The 18,460-nt window shown below is 72.8% G+C and carries 19 protein-coding genes; 10 read left to right on the top strand and 9 right to left on the bottom strand.

What is annotated here, in order from left to right:
- Positions 1-144 precede the first annotated feature (144 nt).
- Both ABFX46_RS25165 and ABFX46_RS25160 read left to right on the top strand, forming a co-directional pair.
- Positions 145-1,317: an ATP-binding protein gene (locus ABFX46_RS25165; RefSeq protein WP_428831310.1), complete on the top strand. Its 1,173-nt coding sequence runs from the start codon at positions 145-147 to the stop codon at positions 1,315-1,317.
- Positions 1,314-1,955, top strand: a complete 642-nt coding sequence (locus ABFX46_RS25160) for a LuxR C-terminal-related transcriptional regulator (protein ID WP_131938674.1) — start codon at positions 1,314-1,316, stop codon at positions 1,953-1,955. The genes ABFX46_RS25165 and ABFX46_RS25160 overlap by 4 nt, the downstream gene beginning before the upstream one ends.
- Before the next feature lie 49 nt (positions 1,956-2,004).
- On the opposite strand, the gene ABFX46_RS25155 is transcribed toward ABFX46_RS25160, so the two are convergent.
- From ABFX46_RS25155 to ABFX46_RS25140, 4 genes are all read right to left on the bottom strand, one after another.
- Complete coding sequence (locus ABFX46_RS25155) at positions 2,005-2,901, bottom strand: serine hydrolase (protein ID WP_346045737.1); 897 nt, start codon at positions 2,899-2,901, stop codon at positions 2,005-2,007.
- A 55-nt stretch (positions 2,902-2,956) separates the two neighbouring features.
- Positions 2,957-3,415, bottom strand: coding sequence for an SRPBCC family protein (locus tag ABFX46_RS25150; protein ID WP_346045735.1), 459 nt, complete (start codon positions 3,413-3,415; stop codon positions 2,957-2,959).
- Between the two features lie 160 nt (positions 3,416-3,575).
- Entirely contained in the window at positions 3,576-4,259 is a 684-nt protein-coding gene (locus tag ABFX46_RS25145; protein WP_346045884.1) for a PIG-L deacetylase family protein, read from the bottom strand.
- A gap of 151 nt (positions 4,260-4,410) precedes the next feature.
- A complete protein-coding gene (locus ABFX46_RS25140) occupies positions 4,411-5,367 on the bottom strand; it encodes a nucleoside hydrolase (protein ID WP_346045734.1) in 957 nt (318 codons plus the stop codon).
- Positions 5,368-5,465: 98 nt separating this feature from the next.
- Between ABFX46_RS25140 and dhaK the strand changes: the two genes are divergently transcribed.
- Genes dhaK through dhaM form a run of 3 tightly spaced genes read left to right on the top strand, consistent with a single transcriptional unit; the run spans position 5,466 to position 7,484 of the window.
- Positions 5,466-6,461 carry a dihydroxyacetone kinase subunit DhaK gene (gene dhaK, locus ABFX46_RS25135; protein WP_346045733.1) on the top strand — a complete coding sequence of 332 codons (996 nt, stop codon included), beginning with the start codon at positions 5,466-5,468 and terminating at the stop codon, positions 6,459-6,461.
- Positions 6,458-7,096, top strand: coding sequence for a dihydroxyacetone kinase subunit DhaL (gene dhaL / locus ABFX46_RS25130; protein ID WP_346045732.1), 639 nt, complete (start codon positions 6,458-6,460; stop codon positions 7,094-7,096). The genes dhaK and dhaL overlap by 4 nt, the downstream gene beginning before the upstream one ends.
- 1 nt (position 7,097) lies before the next feature.
- Positions 7,098-7,484, top strand: coding sequence for a dihydroxyacetone kinase phosphoryl donor subunit DhaM (gene dhaM, locus ABFX46_RS25125; protein WP_346045730.1), 387 nt, complete (start codon positions 7,098-7,100; stop codon positions 7,482-7,484).
- Between the two features lie 48 nt (positions 7,485-7,532).
- On the opposite strand, the gene ABFX46_RS25120 is transcribed toward dhaM, so the two are convergent.
- Entirely contained in the window at positions 7,533-7,853 is a 321-nt protein-coding gene (locus ABFX46_RS25120) for a protealysin inhibitor emfourin (RefSeq protein ID WP_346045728.1), read from the bottom strand.
- Positions 7,854-7,882: 29 nt separating this feature from the next.
- A complete protein-coding gene (locus tag ABFX46_RS25115; RefSeq protein WP_346045726.1) occupies positions 7,883-9,295 on the bottom strand; it encodes a gluzincin family metallopeptidase in 1,413 nt (470 codons plus the stop codon).
- 179 nt (positions 9,296-9,474) lie between these two features.
- Between ABFX46_RS25115 and pcrA the strand changes: the two genes are divergently transcribed.
- The gene (pcrA, locus tag ABFX46_RS25110; RefSeq protein ID WP_346045724.1) at positions 9,475-11,730 is read left to right on the top strand and encodes a DNA helicase PcrA; all 2,256 of its coding nucleotides are present in this window, start codon (positions 9,475-9,477) and stop codon (positions 11,728-11,730) included.
- A gap of 110 nt (positions 11,731-11,840) precedes the next feature.
- On the opposite strand, the gene ABFX46_RS25105 is transcribed toward pcrA, so the two are convergent.
- Both ABFX46_RS25105 and ABFX46_RS25100 read right to left on the bottom strand, forming a co-directional pair.
- Positions 11,841-12,335, bottom strand: coding sequence for a MaoC family dehydratase (locus ABFX46_RS25105; protein WP_346045723.1), 495 nt, complete (start codon positions 12,333-12,335; stop codon positions 11,841-11,843).
- A 31-nt stretch (positions 12,336-12,366) separates the two neighbouring features.
- Positions 12,367-12,963, bottom strand: a complete 597-nt coding sequence (locus tag ABFX46_RS25100; protein ID WP_346045722.1) for a TetR/AcrR family transcriptional regulator — start codon at positions 12,961-12,963, stop codon at positions 12,367-12,369.
- A gap of 50 nt (positions 12,964-13,013) precedes the next feature.
- Here ABFX46_RS25100 and ABFX46_RS25095 point away from each other — a divergent pair, with 50 nt between their 5' ends.
- Both ABFX46_RS25095 and ABFX46_RS25090 read left to right on the top strand, forming a co-directional pair.
- Positions 13,014-13,556 carry a GNAT family N-acetyltransferase gene (locus ABFX46_RS25095; protein ID WP_346045721.1) on the top strand — a complete coding sequence of 181 codons (543 nt, stop codon included), beginning with the start codon at positions 13,014-13,016 and terminating at the stop codon, positions 13,554-13,556.
- Positions 13,557-13,675: 119 nt separating this feature from the next.
- Positions 13,676-14,422 (top strand): TSUP family transporter, encoded by a 747-nt coding sequence (locus ABFX46_RS25090; protein ID WP_428831309.1) that lies wholly within the window; start codon positions 13,676-13,678, stop codon positions 14,420-14,422.
- A gap of 8 nt (positions 14,423-14,430) precedes the next feature.
- Here ABFX46_RS25090 and ABFX46_RS25085 read toward each other — a convergent pair whose 3' ends face one another.
- On the bottom strand, positions 14,431-16,032 hold the full coding sequence (locus tag ABFX46_RS25085) for a glycoside hydrolase family 15 protein (RefSeq protein WP_346045717.1): 1,602 nt from the start codon (positions 16,030-16,032) through the stop codon (positions 14,431-14,433).
- Between the two features lie 311 nt (positions 16,033-16,343).
- On the opposite strand from ABFX46_RS25085, the gene sucC reads away from it, so the two are divergent.
- Both sucC and sucD read left to right on the top strand, forming a co-directional pair.
- Positions 16,344-17,522 (top strand): ADP-forming succinate--CoA ligase subunit beta, encoded by a 1,179-nt coding sequence (gene sucC / locus ABFX46_RS25080; RefSeq protein ID WP_346045715.1) that lies wholly within the window; start codon positions 16,344-16,346, stop codon positions 17,520-17,522.
- A gap of 2 nt (positions 17,523-17,524) precedes the next feature.
- On the top strand, positions 17,525-18,412 hold the full coding sequence (gene sucD, locus ABFX46_RS25075) for a succinate--CoA ligase subunit alpha (RefSeq protein WP_346045713.1): 888 nt from the start codon (positions 17,525-17,527) through the stop codon (positions 18,410-18,412).
- Positions 18,413-18,460 lie beyond the last annotated feature (48 nt).

The raw sequence follows: 18,460 nt of genomic DNA, 5'->3' as shown, positions 1-18,460 counted from the left end.
CGGTCCCTGATGCGGTTCCCCGTGCGGGCGTGTGACGATCGGTGGCGTGGGAGTACCGAGGGAAGGGCAGCGGTGAGCCAGGAGGCGCCGGGTGGGACGACGGCGGCGGAGCGACCGGACGCCGTGCCGCTGCGGCCGCCGGCGCTGGAGCGCGTCGCCGAGGGCAGGCTCGTGGCCGGGGTGTGCCGCGGCCTGGCCGTGCATCTGGGTGTGGACGTCGTGCTCGTCCGGGCCGCGTTCGTGCTGCTGACGGTGGCGAGCGGGCTCGGCGTCGCCGCGTACGCGGCGTTCTGGATCCTGGTGCCCGCGCCGGAGGCGGTCCCGCCGGACGAGCAGGCGGCGCCGGCGGGCGAGACCGCGAAGACCGGGCGCCTGCGCGGCCGGGACTGGGGCCAGCTGCTCGCCTACGCGGCGGTCACGCTGGGCCTCGCGGTGCTGCCGTGGGGCGCGGCCGGGGTCGTCCAGTGGGCGCTGTGGCCGTTCGTCGTCGGCGGCGTCGGCGCCGCGATCCTGTGGCAGCAGGCCGACCGCGACCAGCGGCAGCGGTGGACGCTGCCGCTCCGGCAGCGCTGGCTGCGCAGCCTGATGGGCCTGCTGCTGGTGGTCGGCGGCATCGGCGGCGTCGTCGTGCAGAACGTGGAGGCGGCCCAGGCGCGGTCCGTGATCGTCGCCATGCTGATCATCCTGACCGGGGTCGCGGTGATCGTGACGCCGTGGGTGGTGCGGCTCTGGCAGGACCTGGACGCCGAGCGGCACGAGCGCATCCGCTCCCAGGAGCGCGCCGAGCTGGCCGCGCACATCCACGACTCGGTGCTGCACACGCTGACGCTGATCCAGCGGAACGCGCACGACACGCGGGAGGTGCAGCGGCTCGCCCGGTCCCAGGAGCGGACGCTGCGGACGTGGCTGTACCAGCCGCGCGCCGACCCCGACCAGACGTTCGCCGCCGCGATCAGGGAGCTCGCCGGCGAGGTCGAGGACGACCACGGCGTGCCGATCGAGATCGTCTGCGTGGGCGACACGGCGCTGGACGAGCGGCTCGGCGCGGCGCTGCAGGCGGCGCGGGAGGCGATGGTGAACGCCGCGAAGTACTCCGGGGCGCCGTCGGTGTCGGTGTACGCGGAGGTGGAGAGCGACGAGATCGCGGTGTTCGTCCGCGACCGCGGCAAGGGATTCGACCTGGACGGGGTCCCGGCGGACCGGATGGGCGTCCGGGGGTCCATCATCGGACGTATGGAGCGCAACGGCGGCAAGGCGACGGTCCGCACCGCGCCGGGCGAGGGCACCGAAGTGCGGCTGGAGATCAAGAAGTCATGAGCGAGGCGTTGAAGAGGGTCGTGCTGGTCGACGACCACCAGATGTTCCGGACCGGCGTCAAGGCGGAGCTGGGCGGCGGCGTCGAGATCGTCGGCGAGGCGGGCGACGTCGACGAGGCGGTCGCGGTGATCCGCGCGGCGCGGCCGGACGTGGTGCTGCTGGACGTCCACCTGCCCGGCGGCGGGGGCATCGAGGTGCTGCGGCGGCTGCACGGCGCCGTCCCGTCCAAGTTCCTCGCCCTGTCGGTGTCGGACGCGGCGGAGGACGTCATCGGCGTCGTCCGCGGCGGCGCGCGCGGCTACGTCACCAAGACGATCTCCGGCCCGGAGCTGACGGACGCGATCGGCCGGGTCGCGGAGGGCGACGCGGTGTTCTCGCCCCGCCTCGCCGGATTCGTGCTGGACGCGTTCGCCGCCACGGACGTCCCGGCGGTCGACCCCGAGCTGGACCAGATCACCCAGCGGGAGCGGGAGGTCCTGCGGCTGATCGCGCGCGGCTACGCCTACAAGGAGATCGCGAAGGAGCTGTTCATCTCGGTGAAGACGGTGGAGACGCACGTGAGCAGCGTGCTGCGCAAGCTCCAGCTGTCGAACCGGCACGAACTCTCCCGCTGGGCGGCCGCACGCCGGCTCGTCTAGCATGCGCGCGAGTTCCGGACGCGAGTTCCGGACGCGAGTTCTGGGCCCCTCAGCGCGAGTCGCGCAGGGTGCTCACCACCATCTCGGCGACGTGCTCGACCGTCGCCACCCCGGCCCCCATCGTCGGGCTGTCCCCACTGCACACCGCGATGAGGAAGTCATGGTCGCGTCCGGTGATGCGGCCGATGCTGTTCACCGCCCAGCCGTGGCCCTGGTGGTAGACCGGCGTCCACCCGTTCTTCAGCGCCACCTTCTCGCCCGGACGGGCCGCCGCGCTCACCCCCCACGACTGCTCGCGCAGGACGGAACCCATCAGGCTCAGGATGTACGCACGTCCCGACGCGTTGATGGGGCTCTTGTTCGACACCAAGTTCGTGAGCAGGCGCACCTGATCGGCCGGTGTCGTCAGGGACGAACCCCACGACCCCGAGAACGGCGTCGTGTTCTTCAGGGCGAAGCTCTTGTTGGCCTTCCGCACGCCGCTGCTGCCGCCGGCCGCGGAGTACAGGGCGTCCGCCGCGTTGTTGTCGCTCTCCCGGATCATGTGCCCGGCCAGTTCCCGCTGTCCTCGCGTCAGGGCGCGGCGGTCGCGCTGCCGCTGCAGGACGAGGCTCGACAGGATGTCGACCTTCATGATGCTGGCGGTGACGAACCGGCCCTTCTCGTTCTCCCCGAAGGTCAGCCCTGTGCGCAGGTCCGTCGCCATGACCCCGGCCTTGCCCGGACGCGTGCCGAGGTAGGCGCGGACGGCCTGGGTCAGCGCCGGCCGGTCGAACGGCCGGGTCGGCTCCTTCGCCGCCGCTCCCTGCTCGGCCGTGATGGCCTGGGTGGCCCCGGCGGTGACCCCGGTCCTGCGGGCCGGTGCGTCGGAGACGACCCAGTGGGCGGCGAGCCCCGCCCCGGTGGCGCCCGCGGCCAAGGCGAGCACGATGATATGACGCCGCATCGATCCCCCCGAATTCGTGCGACCAGTGGTGAGAAAGCGCCTAGCGCGCGGGCTCCTAGAGGACGCCCGGAAGGCGGGCGGGGCAGCCCGGTTCGCAGCGCTCGGAGTGCCAGGCGACCCGGCGCGCGTAGGCCCCGAAGCGGCGGCGGAGCGCCGCCCGCGTGAACGGACCGGTGCCGGGGAACGCGTCGATCTCGCCGCGCCAGCGGATCAGCGTGCCGCCGCCCGCGTTGGGCTCCAGCGTGACGTCCGCCAGGACGCGGCACCGCGGCGGCCCGGCCAGCGCGACGTACCCGTAGTGCCGCGGCGGGTCCCAGGCCACGACCTCTTCGCGCCAGGGCGGGACGGACCGGACGGCCCCGATCCCGTTCGGGTGCTCGGTCCCGTCGGCCTCGCGCCGCGCGCGGATCCAGAAACCGCCCCACTCGCCCCACGCCTCGGCGACGCACAGATGCTTGAAGATCACATCCGGCTCGGCGCAGGAGGTGGCGGTCGCTTCGATCTCTTCGGACATGACAACCCCCCGTGTTCTGTCACATGGGGTGCATGCCCGATCTGCAGTTAATTACGGCTTGTGAGTAACTGTATTTGGAGTGTGACCGGAAAGGCTTGGGAGATCAGACGGCGCCGACGGTGGATCACGGGGGGCGGCGGCACGCCGTATCGACCGCGGTTCAGGCGGTGTCGACGACCTGGAAGGACTCGGCGAGCCGTCCCTCGGGGAGGCCGGCCGCCGCGGCGTTGGCGCCGAGCCAGCCGCGCAGCATCTCCGGCAGCCCGTCGCCCATGTGCCCGGTCTGGCTCACGTGCGCGCGCAGCGCGTTCACCTTCCGCTCGAACTGCTCGGTGATGTCGACGTAGTGGTTCACGACGGGACCGCCGGTGATCCACACCTCCCGCGCCGTCCACGCGTCGAGGCCCTCGTCGGCGAGCAGCTCCGGGAACGCGTACGGGTTGCGGGCGTCGGGGTAGACGGCGTCGAGCGCGGCCGAGCCGACCGCCCGGTGGTCGGGGTGGCTCGGGTAGATCCGCTCGTAGTTGCGCTCCGGGCTCGGCATCAGCACCCGGTCCGGCCGCACCTGCCGGATCACCTGGGCGATGTCGCGGCGCAGGTCCAGCGTGGCCTCGACCCGGCCGTCGGAGTACCCGAGGAACCGGACGTCGCTCACGCCGACGCACTTGGCCGCCGCGCGCTGCTCCTCCCGGCGCAGCGTCGCCATCTCCTTGCGGGACACGGTGTCGTCGAAGCCGCCCGCGTCGCCGTCGGTCACCATGAGGTAGACGACCTCGATGCCCCGGTCGGTCCAGCAGGCGATCGTCCCGGCCGCGCCGAAGTCGACGTCGTCGGGATGGGCCATCACGACCAGGATCCGCTGCAGCTCACCGTCGTCTAGAACGTTGGTCACGGTTTCAACAATAAGGTCAGTGAACGATCCGGGCACGTCCGAAGATCAGGAACTTCCCGCGGCGGGCGCGCGCGACGGCCGCTCAGACGCGCGCAGAGCCGCCTTACAGCGAGGTCAGCGCGGTGAGCAGGCGCTCCTGGAACGCTCGCACGTCGCTGCCGACGGCGACCTTCACCGGGCGGCGGACGTCCTCGGCGGGCAGCGACCGCGCGTCCCACACGGTGGTGCCGCGCGTCAGCTCGCCGCGCAGCTCCACCCGGACGGGACGGTGGGCGTACTCGCCGAGCCCCGGATCGACGGCCAGCATCGCGGCGAGCGCGTCGTGGATGACCGCGCCCCGGCGCTTCAGCGTGGGCGTGTAGGCGACCTCGTAGAACGTCAGGATGCGGGCCGCGAACCGGGCGACCTCGCTCTCGTGGGCGGCCAGCCGGTCGAGCCAGTCGTCGTGGACGGCGGTCGGGTGCGTGGCGTCCAGCGGCACCAGCACGACCGGCCAGTCCGCCGCGAACACCAGGTCGGCGGCCTCCGGGTCGTGCCAGATGTTCGCCTCGGCGTGCGTCGTGATGTTGCCGGGGTGGTCGAACGCGCCGCCCATGACCACGACCTCGCGGACCAGCGACGGCAGCTCGTCGTCCAGCAGCAGCGCCGCGCCGAGGTTCGTCAGCGGACCGGTCGCCAGCAGCGTCAGCTCGCCGGGCCGCTCCCGGGCCAGCCGGACGATCTGCGCGGGCGCCGGCTCGGCGACGGGCCGCCCGGCCGGGTCGGGCAGGTGCGTGTCGCCGAGGCCGTCCGTCCCGTGCCAGTCGAGCGCGTAGTGGACGTCCTGCGCCATCGGCCGGGCCGCGCCGACCGCGACCGGCACGCCCTCGGTGATCCCCGCCGCCTCCAGCACGCGCAGCGTGTTCAGCGCGCCGGTCAGCGGGTCGATGTTGCCGTGCACCGTGCCGACGCCGACCAGCTCCGCCTCGCTCGCCCGGACGAGGGAGGCCAGGTACAGCAGCGTCATCGCGTCGTCGATGCCGGTGTCGCAGTCGTACAGGAATGTGGGTCTTGCGCTCACGGACGAACTCACGGATGCAACCTATACGGACCGCACGGCCCCGGCCGATCGCCGATTGGGTCTGGGAGGCGGCGCCGGACGCGGGTAGAGCATGAGACATGCGCAAACTCATCAACGCCCCGTCGGACGTGGTCTCCGACGCGCTGCGCGGACTGGCCGCCGCGCATCCGTCGCTCACCGTCGACCCGGAGAACGGCACCGTCGTGCGCGCGGACGCGCCGCGCACCGGGAAGGTCGCCCTGGTGTCGGGCGGCGGGTCCGGCCACGAGCCGCTGCACGCCGGGTTCGTCGGCTTCGGCATGCTGGACGCGGCCTGCTGCGGCGAGGTGTTCACCTCCCCGGTGCCCGACCAGATCATCGCGGCGACGATGGCGGTGAACGGCGGCGCCGGCGTCCTCCACCTCGTCAAGAACTACACCGGCGACGTCATGAACTTCCAGATGGCCGCCGAGCTGGCCGAGGACGAGGACATCGAGGTCACGTCCGTCATCGTCGACGACGACGTGGCCGTTGAGGACAGCACGTTCACGGCGGGGCGGCGCGGAACGGGCGCCACCCTGTTCGCCGAGAAGATCGCCGGTGCGCTCGCCGAGGAGGGCGCCGCGCTGGACGCCGTCGCCGCGGTCGCGCGGGAGGTGAACGAGCGCAGCCGGTCGTTCGGCGTCGCGCTGTCGTCCTGCACGGTCCCGGCCGCCGGGACGCCCACGTTCGAGCTGGGCGAGAACGAGATGGAGCTCGGCATCGGCATCCACGGCGAGCCCGGCCGGGAGCGGGTCGAGATCGGCACGGCGGCGGAGATCGTGGACGCGTCGCTCAGCGCGATCGACGCGGACATGCCGCTGTCCGGGTCCGAGGTTCTGGTGCTGGTGAACGGGATGGGCGGCACCCCGCTGATCGAGCAGTACATCGCCTACGCGGCGGCGGCCGAGTGGCTGGAGGGGCACGGAGCGACCGTCGTCCGCCGCCTCGTCGGCCCGTACGTGACCAGCCTGGAGATGGCCGGCTGCATGATCAGCGTGTGCCGGGTGACGCCCGAGCTGACCCGGCTCTGGGACGCGCCGGTCGAGACGCCGGGGCTGCGGTGGGGCCGGTGAACGGCGCGGATCTCGGCGCCTGGATCAGGCACGCCGCCGAGCTGGTGTCGGCGGACGCCGAACGGCTCACCCGGCTGGACGCGGCCATCGGCGACGGCGACCACGGCCACAACCTCGACCGCGGCTTCCGCGCCGCCGTCGAGGCGCTCCCCGACGATGCCCCGCCGGGGAAGGTGCTGGTCGCGGCCGGGCGGGCGATCGTGTCCAAGACCGGCGGCGCGTCCGGCCCGCTCTACGGGACGCTGCTCCGCCGCGCCGGCAAGGCGCTCGGCGACGCCGACGAGGCCGACGCCGCCGCGCTCGGTTCCGCGCTCCGGGCGGGGCTGGACGGCGTCCGCGACCTCGGCAAGGCCGCCGACGGCGACAAGACGATGATCGACGCGCTGGCACCCGCCGTCGCGGCCTACGAGGCGGCGCTGGCCGACGGCTCCGACCTGGCCGGATGCGTGCGCGCCGCCGCCGAGGCCGCCGCCAAGGGCGCGGAGGACACCGTCCCGATGCAGGCGCACAAGGGGCGGGCCAGCTATCTCGGCCCGCGCAGCGCCGGGCACATGGACCCGGGCGCCTCGTCCACCGCGCTGATCCTGCGCGGGCTCGCCGACGTGGCGCAGGCCGACGCGGCGGGGGAGGGCTGACATGGTCGGCATCGTGATCATCTCGCACAGCCGGACGCTGGCCGAGGGCGTCGCCGAGGTCGCCCGCGCGATGGGCGTCGGCAAGGCCGTCGTCGAACCCGCCGGCGGCGACTCCGAGGGGCGGCTCGGCACCAGCATCGACCTGGTCGAGCAGGCCGTCGCCGCCGCGGACGGGGGCGAGGGCGTGGTCCTGCTCGCCGACCTCGGCAGCTCCGTCCTCACCGCGAAGATGCTGATCGAGGACGCCGGCGGCGACGACGTGCTGCTCGCGGACGCGCCGCTCGTCGAGGGCGCGGTCGCCGCCGCGTCGATGGCCGCGACGGGCGCCGACCTCGCCGCCGTCCACGCCGCGGCCGAGTCCGCCCGCGACCACCGCAAGACGTCCTGACGCCCCGGCTCCGGCGGGCCGGGCGACCGGCCCGCCGGCCCGCCGGAGTCAGGCCGGGTCGTCGGGGCCCCGGAGGAGGGCGCCGAGGACGGACGCCGCGCCCGTCGTCGGGTCGCCCCGCACCTCGAAGACGCGGGGCTCCTCGCCGGTCTCGTCCACCGTGATCCGGTAGGCGGGAAGGTCGGCGCCGATCTCCCCGGGCCCGCCACCGGCCTCGTCTGGCCCGCCGCGGGCCTGGGCGGCGGCGAGCGCGTCGACCGCCTCCCGGATGCGTCCGGCCCGCCCGGCGGGGAGGGCCGAGGTGTCGTACAGCGCGACGACGGCGTTCCGGCCGGTGAACCCGCCGGTGCTCTCGATCTTCACGCGCATGGCGCCTCCCCGCCGGAGCGTCCGGCCCGCTACTTGCTGAAGGCCCGGCGCAGCTCGTCCAGTTCGTCCCGGAGGATGTCATCGTCCTCCAGCGGGCCCCGCATGGCCAGTTTCTCCGGGGCGACGACCTGGTACTCGGGCATCTGCATGGTGCCGCAGCAGCGCGACCTGTCCTGGTCGGCGCGCAGGCTCGCGGACTGCTCGTCGTGCGCGGCGACCTCGGTGACGTCCCGGCCGTCCCCGGTGTAGCCGGGCTCGGTCATCGCCATCCGCCCGCTCATCAGGTCGCGCAGCGGCGTCTCCGCCGTGGTGATCTCGCGGACCGCGAACCGGTTGCGGATGAACGTCCGGTAGATCGCGGGGTCGCCGCGGCCCGCCGACACCTGCAGCATCTTGTTCGCGACGTCCACGTACCGGGCGCCGGTCGCCGGGGACGCCACGATCGCGTCGAACACCAGCTTGCACAGCGCGGACGCCGTCTCGATCAGCACGATCGTCGGGTCCTTCGTGCGCCGCTGCCGGTTCATCTCGAACGTGAACACGTCCGCGAGCACGTCGTAGACCGCCCCGGTGAACACCTGCGAGATCGCGTGCACCTCGTTGCCGACCTGGCTGAGCTTCAGGTCGTTGTCGGCGTTGCGGAGGCCGGCCGGCATCCCGAGCGCCTTCCCGAACTGCTCGGCGAGCTCCGGCAGGAACGACTTGTCGTGCAGGTTGGCCTTGGTGAGCGCGACGAGCGCCTCCGCCTGGTCCGGCTCCGCCAGCGCCAGGAAGATCGCGGTGATGTCGCCGAACGCCTCGTGCAGCCCGCCCGTCTGCGGCGGGTTGCCCGCCGACAGCCAGCCAGGCTTGAGGCCGTCCAGGACCGCGTGTCCCGTCTCGTGCGCGACGATGTCCAGCGACCGGCACGTGTACAGGACGTCGCTCTGCCCCTGCGGGGTGAAGAACAGGAACTTGAGCGCCTGGCCCGTCCGCGTGTAGAAGGCGTTCGCGCCCTCGCCCGCGTGCGGGAACACCGTGATGCGGTCGGTGTTGCCGGTGACGTTCCACGCGAACGGGATCGGGTTGCCGCCGTTGTGCCGCTCGTACATCGCGATCGTCTGCCGGACGACGGCGAACGTGTGCGCGCAGTCGAACTGCGGGCTTCCCGCCGCGAACACGAAGTCGCCGCTGACGTTGCGGGCGACCGGGGTGACCTGCGCGAGGTCGGTCCGGACGCGGGCGTCCGCCGGGCCGTTCAGCACGACGGTCGGGATGAACGCCAGCCGGGCGCCGGGGTCGGTGACCGACGGGTCCTGCTTGTAGACGAGGAACCGGTGCCCGGTCCGCGGCGGCACCGGGACCGGGACGGGACGCGGCACCGGACGTGGCGCGGGCCGCGGGATCGGGGGGATCGCCCCCCGCACGCGTGGAGCCTGGACGTCATGCTGGTGGATCGTCATCGAAACCACCTCCCCTGACGGTGCGCGAGTCCCTGATGACCCTGCGCTCCGTCCGTTCAACGTCCGCCGGTCCGGAGATCGAATCAACCCGGTGCGGGGCAGCTGTCCACATGCTGCCGCGGGGGCCGGACTTCGGGACGCGCCGAAATCGTCCGCGCCGCGCCGTAGACTCGCACGTGATGTCGAAGACCGAAGCTCACCCCTTGCTCGATGGCCTCAACCCGCAGCAGCGCGCCGCCGTCGTGCACTCCGGCGGCCCGCTGCTGATCGTCGCGGGCGCCGGCTCGGGCAAGACCCGGGTGCTCACGCACCGCATCGCGTACCTGCTCGGCGAGCGGGACGCGCACCCCGGCCAGATCCTCGCGATCACCTTCACCAACAAGGCCGCCGCCGAGATGAAGGAGCGCGTCGGCGCCCTCGTCGGGCCGCGCTCGCGCGCCATGTGGGTGATGACGTTCCACTCCGCCTGCGTGCGGATCCTGCGCCGCGAGGCCAAGCGCCTCGGCTTCCCCACGAGCTTCTCGATCTACGACCAGGCCGATGCGAACCGGCTGATGGCGCTCGTCTGCCGCGAGCTCGACCTCGACCCGAAGCGGTACCCGCCGAAGTCGTTCAGCGCCCAGGTGTCCAACCTGAAGAACGAGCTGATCGACTACGAGACGTTCAAGAACCGCGCGTCCACGCACATGGAGCAGACGCTCGCCGAGGCGTACGAGATGTACCAGGCGCGGCTCCAGCAGGCCGGCGCGATGGACTTCGACGACCTGATCATGATGACGGTCAACCTGCTGCAGGTCTTCCCGGAGGCCGCCGAGCACTACCGGCGGCGGTTCCGGCACGTCCTGGTCGACGAGTACCAGGACACGAACCACGCGCAGTACGAGCTGGTCCGCGAGCTGACCGCTCCCGTCGAGGGGGTGGGCGCGGCGGAGCTGTGCGTCGTCGGCGACGCCGACCAGTCGATCTACGCGTTCCGCGGCGCGACGATCCGCAACATCCTGGAGTTCGAGCGCGACTACCCGGACGCGACCACGATCCTGCTGGAGCAGAACTACCGCTCCACGCAGACGATCCTGTCGGCGGCGAACGCGGTCATCGAGCGCAACCCGCGCCCCCGGCCGAAGCGGCTGTGGTCCGACCAGGGCGAGGGCCACAAGATCACCGGCTATGTGGCCGACAACGAGCACGACGAGGCCGCGTTCGTCGCGCACGAGGTCGACCGGCTCACCGACGACGGCGACGCCCGTCCCGGCGACGTCGCCGTCTTCTACCGCACCAACGCCCAGTCGCGCGTCTTCGAGGAAGTGTTCATCCGCGTCGGGCTGCCGTACAAGGTCGTCGGCGGCGTCCGCTTCTACGAGCGCAAGGAGATCCGCGACGCGCTCGCCTACCTGCGCTGCCTCGCCAACCCCGAGGACACCGTCTCCCTGCGGCGCATCCTGAACGTCCCCAAGCGCGGCATCGGCGACCGCGCCGAGGCGTGCGTCGAGGCGTACGCGTCCCGCGAGCGGATCTCGTTCTGGCAGGCCCTCCGCGTCCCCGAGGACGTGCCCGGAATGGCGACCCGCTCGATCAACGCCGTCCGCGAGTTCGTCACCCTGCTGGACGAGCTGCGCAACGCCGCCGAGAGGCTCACCCCGGCCGACCTCCTCACCGAGGTCCTCAAGGCCAGCGGCTACCTGGAGGAGCTCCAGAACTCCAAGGACCCGCAGGACGAGACCCGCGTCGAGAACCTCCAGGAGCTCGAAGCCGTCGCCCGCGAGTTCGAGGAGCGCCTCGACGGCGAATCGGCCGAGGGCCGCCTCCCCGAATTCCTCGAGCAGGTCGCGCTGGTGGCCGACGCCGACTCCATTCCCGGCGGCGCGAAGGGCGGCCCCGTCCCGCCCGGCGAGCAGCCCGAGGAGACCGACCAGGGCGTCGTCACGCTGATGACCCTGCACACCGCGAAGGGCCTCGAATTCCCGGTCGTGTTCCTGACCGGAATGGAGGACGGCGTCTTCCCGCACCTGCGCGCCATGAGCAACCCCAAGGAACTCGAAGAGGAACGCCGCCTCGCCTACGTCGGCATCACCCGCGCCCGGCAGCGCCTCTACGTCTCCCGCGCCGCGATGCGCAGCTCCTGGGGCGCGCCGCAGGTCAACCCGCCGTCGCGGTTCCTGGGCGAGGTGCCGGTGACCCTCGTCGAATGGGAACGCGAGGCGTCGTCGACGTCCACTCCGGCGATGTCGAGAATGGCGGCACGCCCGGGCACCCGCTCGCCGGGAAACCGCGCCGTCCCGTCCCTTTCCCCCGGCGACAAGGTCACCCACGACGCCTTCGGCCTCGGCACCGTCGTCTCCGTCTACGACCGCGGTGAAAAGGCCAGCGTCGATTTCGGCGGCGAATACGGTGTCCGCACCCTGGTCCTCCGCTTCGCCACCATCGAAAAACTCTGATCCCCGCCTCGCGCGCTGGTACGGAGGGCAGTCCGTCCACCACGCGAGCCCGCGGATGCAGGTCGGAGGCCCGCGCCCGTTCGCCGCGGCCGCCGCCGTTGCGATGCGGGCTAGCCGGGGCGGCGGCTCAGGAGGTTGGCGGGGAGGGTCGACAGGACGATCTGGTCGTCCTGGGTGAGGAGTTCGGCGCGGGTGCGGACGATGCCGCGGTCGGGCTTGGAGCGGGACGGGCGGGCCTCCAGGATGGCCACGCGCAGCCGGAGGACGTCGCCGGGGCGGACGGGGGCGGGCCAGCGCAGTTCGTCCAGGCCGGGGGAGGCGAGGCTCGCGACGCGCGACAGGACGTGGTCGGCGAACAGCCGCATCATGATCGAGCCGGTGTGCCAGCCGCTGGCGATGATGCCCTTGAACGGGCCGGTCGCGGCGAAGTCCGGGTCGACGTGGATGGGCTGCGGGTCGAACCGGCGGGCGAACTCCAGGATCTCGGCCTCCGACACGGTGACGTGCCCGTACTCGTAGACGGCGCCGGCCGTGTAGTCCTCGAAGTAGCGGTCGTCGATCGGGGCGGCGAAGTCGGTTCCGAGGGCGCGCGTGCTGATCGTCATGCCACCAGCATCGCAGCGCCGCCCCGCTTCCTCAGCGTGCCGGGGTCAGGGACGTGAGGAAGGCGTCCAGCAGGGCGATCTGGCGGCCGGGCGGGAAGCGGTCCGGGTCGAAGAGGGCGTGGACGACGAGGCCGTGCGCGAACGCGGCGGCGGACGCGACGACGTCGTCCGCGTCGGTCGAAGCGGGCAGTTCGCCGAGTGAGACGGCCGCCGCGACGTGCGGGCGGAGGCGGCGGCGCCAGTCGTCGTAGCGGTCCTTCTGGCGGGACGCGAGGGCGGGGTCGGCGAGCGAGACGTCCCAGGAGCTGACCCATACGCGGTTCATGTCGGTCCCGGCGGGGGTGAGGCTGAGGACGTCGAGGAGGGCGGCGCGCAGGGCGGCCATGCCGGGCGCCGCCGTCGCCGCGCGCAGCGGGCGGTTCCTGGTGCGTTCCTCGGCCACGTCGAGGGCGTGCGCGACGAGGGCCTTCTTGTTCGGGAAGTAGTGGGTGAGCAGGCCGGTGGAGGCGCCCATCTCCGCCGCGACGGCGCGCAGGGTCAGCCCGCCGAAGCCGTGCTCGGCGAGGACGCGCCAGACGGCCTCGGACACGTCCCGGCGGCGGGCGTCGTGATCACCTCGGGCGGGCATTCCCGTAGGGTACATAACAAACGTTCGGTATGTACCCCTCGGGAGGCTTCATGTTCGCTCGCACGATCGGAGACGGCGCCGAGCTGCGTCCGTTCGAGCCCTGGCAGGCGGCGGAGTTCGCCGAGCACGCCGAGCGCGTCCGCAAGGACATCGAGGAGTACATCCCCTGGGCGCGGACCGTCGTGGACGCGGAGTCGGCCCGTGCCCTGCTCCAGTCCTACGCCGACAAGCAGGCCGAGGACTCGGGCCGCTTGTACGGCATCTGGGTGGACGGCGTCCTCCAGGGCGGGACGCTCTTCCGGGTGTTCGACACGGCGCGCGGCGTCTGCGAGGCGGGCGTCTGGCTCGCGCGCGAGGCGCGGGGGCGCGGCCTGGTCACGGCGGCCGTCCGCGTCATGATCGACTGGGCGGTCCGGGAGCGCGGGATGCACCGCGTCGAGTGGCTCTGCGCCCCGGAGAACACCGCGAGCGCCGCGGTGGCCGAGCGGCTCGGCATGACGTGCGAGGGCGTCCACCGGCAGGCGTTCGTGATGGACGGCGAGCACCGCGACGTGCAGGTCTGGGCCGTCCTCGCCGACGAGTGGACCTCATGACACCCCCGTGACGCGCTCATGAAGCCCGCATAACGCCCCCGGGACACCGCTAGGGTAATCAGTGATCTCCGCTTAACTCCTTACCCCCCGGAGTCCCCGTGCACGCCGAGCAGGTGCTCATGCTGCTGGCCGCCGCCGTCGCGGCCGGCTGGATCGACGCGGTGGTCGGCGGGGGCGGGCTGATCCAGCTGCCGGCGCTGCTGCTGGCCAACCCCGGGCAGCCGGTCGCGGCCGCGCTCGCCACCAACAAGCTCGGCTCGATCGCGGGCACCGCCTCGGCCGCGGTCGCCTACGCGCGCAGGGCCAAGCCGGACGTCCGCGTCGCCGTCCCGGCGGGCGCGCTCGCGGTCTGCTGCGCGGCGGGCGGGGCGCTGTGCGCGTCGGCGATCTCCTCGGACGTGCTGAAACCGGTCATCATGGTGGTGCTGCTGGCCGTGGCCGCGATCGTCGTGCTCAGGCCGGACCTCGGCCGGGCGCCGCGCACGGTGCTGCGGACCCGCCGCCGGGTCGCCGCCGCAGTCCTCGTCCCGGGCGTCGCCATCGCCTTCTACGACGGGCTGGTCGGGCCCGGCACCGGGACGTTCCTGGTCGTCGCGTTCACCGCGCTGCTCGGCCTGGACTTCGTGGACGCGTCCGCCACCTCGAAGATCATCAACGCGTGCACCAACCTCGGCGCGCTGGTCGTCTTCGCGGCGCAGGGGCACGTGCTGTGGGCGGTCGGGCTGGGCATGGCCGCCGCCAACGCGGTCGGCGCGCAGCTCGGCGCCCGCATGGCGATCAGGCGCGGCGCCGGCTTCGTGCGGATCGTCCTGCTCTGCGTGGTCAGCGCCCTCGTCGCGAAACTGGCCTACGAGCAGTTCGGCTGACGGCCCCGTCAGCCGTCCGCCGGCGGGACTGGCAGCGGGCGCTCCAGCGCGGACAGGCTGAGCAGGACGAGCGACGCCGTCCAGCCGAGCGGTGCCGGCCCGGCGGGCTTGCCGGTCGGCCCGACCTTCTCCGGCAGGACGCCGAGGGACGTCCGGTGCGCGGAGAGCCAGCCGAGCCGGCCGACCGCCTCGTCCGTGCGGCCGGACGCGGCGGAGTTCAGGCCGAAGAGGGCGGTCTCCGGCGTCCAGGCGACGTCCGGGGTGCCGGACCAGCGCTCGCCCGGCAGCACGCCGCCGTTCGGCAGCGCCTGCTTGCGGGCGGCGTTCTGGATCGCGGCGGTGATCCCGTCGTCGGCCGGGGCGAACGGCGGCGCGAGGAAGGTCACCGAGGTGTCCATCAGCCCGCCGGGCAGCGGCGAGCGCGGGTAGCCGTAGGGCGCGAACTGCCTGGCCACGGCGTCGGACACGCGCTGCGCGGCGTGCTCCCATTCGGCCTGCTTGCGGGCGTCGCCGCGCAGCCGCGCGAGGTCGGCGGCCGAGCGCAGGCCGGCGAGCACCGGTCCGACGACGCCGAGCGTGGGGCGCCTGGGGTCCTGCTCGCGGAGCGGGTCGCGCTCCCAGTAGTCGGACGAGGCGGGCGGCAGGCCCTCGGCGTCCAGCGAGTGCGCCAGGTGGTCGGCGGCGCGCTCCACCATCGTCCACAGGTCGGGAAGCTCGTCGGGCGGGCCGGTCCGGACGCGGTAGAACCAGGCCGCCCACAGCACCCAGCCGAGCGAGTCGAGCTGGGGCGGGCGGCCGTCGGCGACCGCCGTCCCGTCGGCGTTGTAGCGCGCGGCCCACATGCCGTTGCCGCTCTGCGTCCGGGCGAGGAAGCGCAGCACGCGCCGGGCCTCCGACGGGTGGCCGGTGACGGTGAACGCGGCGACGGTGAACGCCGAGTCGCGCGGCCAGCAGTACCGCCACTTGGTGTACCAGGACGCCAGCGACGCCCCGTTCGGGCGGGTGAGGAGCCGCAGGTCGAGCAGGGCGCGGGCCGCCATGTCGCGGTAGGTCTGGCCCATCCCGCCGGTCGGGACCGTGCCCTGCGACAGCCACGCGTTGTCGGACCGGACGGCCGTGTCGACCCGCGGGTCGGACGCGTCCACGGTGATGGGCGTGTCGCCGCCGGACGGGATGAGCCGGACGCGCCCGTCCGCGAGCCGGACGACCGAGCTGTCCGGCAGGTAGGAGGCCCCCTCGGCCTGCTCGGGGGAGAGCGGGACGCCGGCGAACGGCCAGCCGCCCCCGCCGACGAGCCCGGGGCTGGCCCAGCCGGGGCTGGACGGTTCCGGCACGGTGGCGCCGCCGGTCGCGACGAGCGCGGCGACCATCAGCAGGGCGGCGGTGCGGCGGACCTTGCGCGCACCCGACCGCCTCCGCGCACGCTGCCGTGCGGTCTGCGCGGGCTGCGTCCTCTGCGCGGCCCCGGCGCGCCCGGCAGGCCCCGCCTGCCCGGCGGACCCCGCGGACCGTCCCGCGCCGGTCTCCGCGGGCTGTGCCGGGCCGGTCTCGGCGGGCCGGCCGCCTACGGGGGCGGTGACGCGCGGGTCCTGTTCCTCCGCCATCGCCATGCGTCCGCCCCCTTACCGCACCCTGCACCCCGCGTCTGCAGAAGCGAAATAAGTACATCAAACTACGTCAATTGGTTCATCCTCCTCACGAGCCACTCGTGCCCACCCCTCAGGAGGAGACACCTGCCGTCCGGTGACAGTTGCCTTCTAGGCCGGACACTCCGTGACATATGGACCCGGCGGCATCACCACGAAGACGGGTTGACTAGGCTGCATCGACGGAGCGGACCGCAGAGTGCCGGCCGCACGGAAACCCGTGTAGATCGCCGACTCGTGTGGTCTTTGGCTGTCGATCCGTTAAGGACGCCCTCGTGGACCTGTTCGAACATCAGGCGAAGGAACTCTTCGCCGAGTACGGGGTACCGGTGCCCACCGGCAAGGTCGCCCATACTCCCCAGGAAGCGCGCGCCATCGCGGAGGAGCTGTTCTCCGCGGGCAGCAAGAAGGTCGTGGTCAAGGCCCAGGTGAAGACCGGCGGCCGCGGCAAGGCCGGCGGCGTGAAGCTCGCCGACAACGCCGACGAGGCGGAGGCGCTCGCCGGTCAGATCCTCGGCATGGACATCAAGGGCCACACGGTCCACAAGGTCCTGATCGAGGAGGGGAGCGCGATCGCGCAGGAGTACTACTTCTCCTTCCTGCTCGACCGCGCCAACCGCACCTTCCTGTCCATCTGCTCCGTCGAGGGCGGCGTGGAGATCGAGGAGGTGCCGCACGACCGGCTGGCGATGGTCCCGGTCTCCCCGCTGGACGGCGTGGACCGGGCCAAGGCCCGCGAGATCGCCGAGCAGGGCCGGCTGCCCGAGGAGGCGCTGGACGGCGCCGCCGAGCTGATCGAGCGGCTGTGGGCCGTGTTCACCGACGAGGACGCGTCCCTCGTCGAGGTGAACCCGATGATCCTCACCGCCGACGGCCAGGTGAAGGCCCTCGACGGCAAGGTCACCCTGGACGACAACGCCGGGTTCCGCCAGGACCACGAGAAGTTCGAGGACAAGGCCGCCGCCGACCCGCTGGAGGCCGCCGCCAAGGCCAAGGACCTCAACTACGTGAAGCTCGACGGCAGCGTCGGCATCATCGGCAACGGCGCGGGCCTGGTCATGTCCACCCTCGACGTCGTCGCCTACGCGGGCGAGCAGTTCGGGGGCCAGAAGCCGGCGAACTTCCTCGACATCGGCGGCGGCGCGTCCGCCGAGGTGATGGCGAACGGGCTGGAGATCGTCCTGTCCGACGCGGCCGTCAAGTCCGTCTTCGTGAACGTCTTCGGCGGCATCACCGCCTGCGACGCCGTCGCGAACGGCATCGTCTCGGCCTACAAGCTGCTGGCCGACCGCGGCGAGGCCGTCGACCGCCCGCTCGTCGTCCGGCTGGACGGCAACAACGCCGAGCTCGGGCGCACGATCCTCAACGACGCGGCGCTGCCCGGCGTCCAGCAGGTCGAGACCATGGACGACGCGGCCAAGCGCGCCGCCGAACTCGCAGCGGCAGGTGCATGACAATGGCCATCTGGCTCACCGAGAACAGCAAGATCATCGTTCAGGGCATGACCGGTTCGGAGGGCATGAAGCACTCCCGCCGCATGCTCGCGGCCGGCGCCCAGGTCGTCGGCGGCGTGAACGCCCGCAAGGCCGGCCAGTCCGTCGACTTCGACGGCACGAGCCTCCCGGTGTTCGGCACCGTCAAGGAGGCCATGGAGCAGACCGGCGCGGACGTCTCCGTCGTGTTCGTCCCGCCGAAGTTCACCAAGGACGCCGTGGTCGAGGCGATCGACGCCGAGATCCCGCTCTGCGTGGTCATCACCGAGGGCATCCCGGTGCACGACACGGCCTACTTCTGGGCGTACGCCGAGAAGGCGGCCAACAAGACGCGGATCATCGGGCCGAACTGCCCGGGCATCGCGTCCCCCGGCAAGTCGAACGCGGGCATCATCCCGGCCGACATCACCACGCCGGGCCGCATCGGCCTCGTGTCGAAGTCGGGCACGCTGACCTACCAGATGATGTACGAGCTGCGCGACATCGGCTTCACCACCTGCGTCGGCATCGGCGGCGACCCCGTCATCGGGACGACCCACATCGACGCCCTCCAGGCGTTCCAGGACGACCCGGAGACCGACGCCATCGTGATGATCGGTGAGATCGGGGGCGACGCCGAGGAGCGCGCCGCCGCCTACATCGAGAAGAACGTGACCAAGCCGGTCGTCGGCTACGTCGCCGGGTTCACCGCCCCCGAGGGCAAGACCATGGGCCACGCGGGCGCGATCGTGTCCGGCTCCGCCGGCACCGCGCAGGCGAAGAAGGAGGCCCTGGAGAAGGTCGGCGTGCGCGTCGGCAAGACCCCGAGCGAGACCGCCGTCCTCATGCGCGAGATCATGAAGAACCTCTGACCTCCCGCGCAGCACCGAAAAGACGCCCGAGCCGCCCCACGGCCCGGG

It is taken from the genome of Actinomadura chokoriensis, assembly GCF_039529475.1.
Classification (GTDB): domain Bacteria; phylum Actinomycetota; class Actinomycetes; order Streptosporangiales; family Streptosporangiaceae; genus Spirillospora; species Spirillospora bangladeshensis.
Note: the sequence above shows the minus strand (reverse complement) of the source record. Positions and strands in the feature narration are given on the sequence as shown.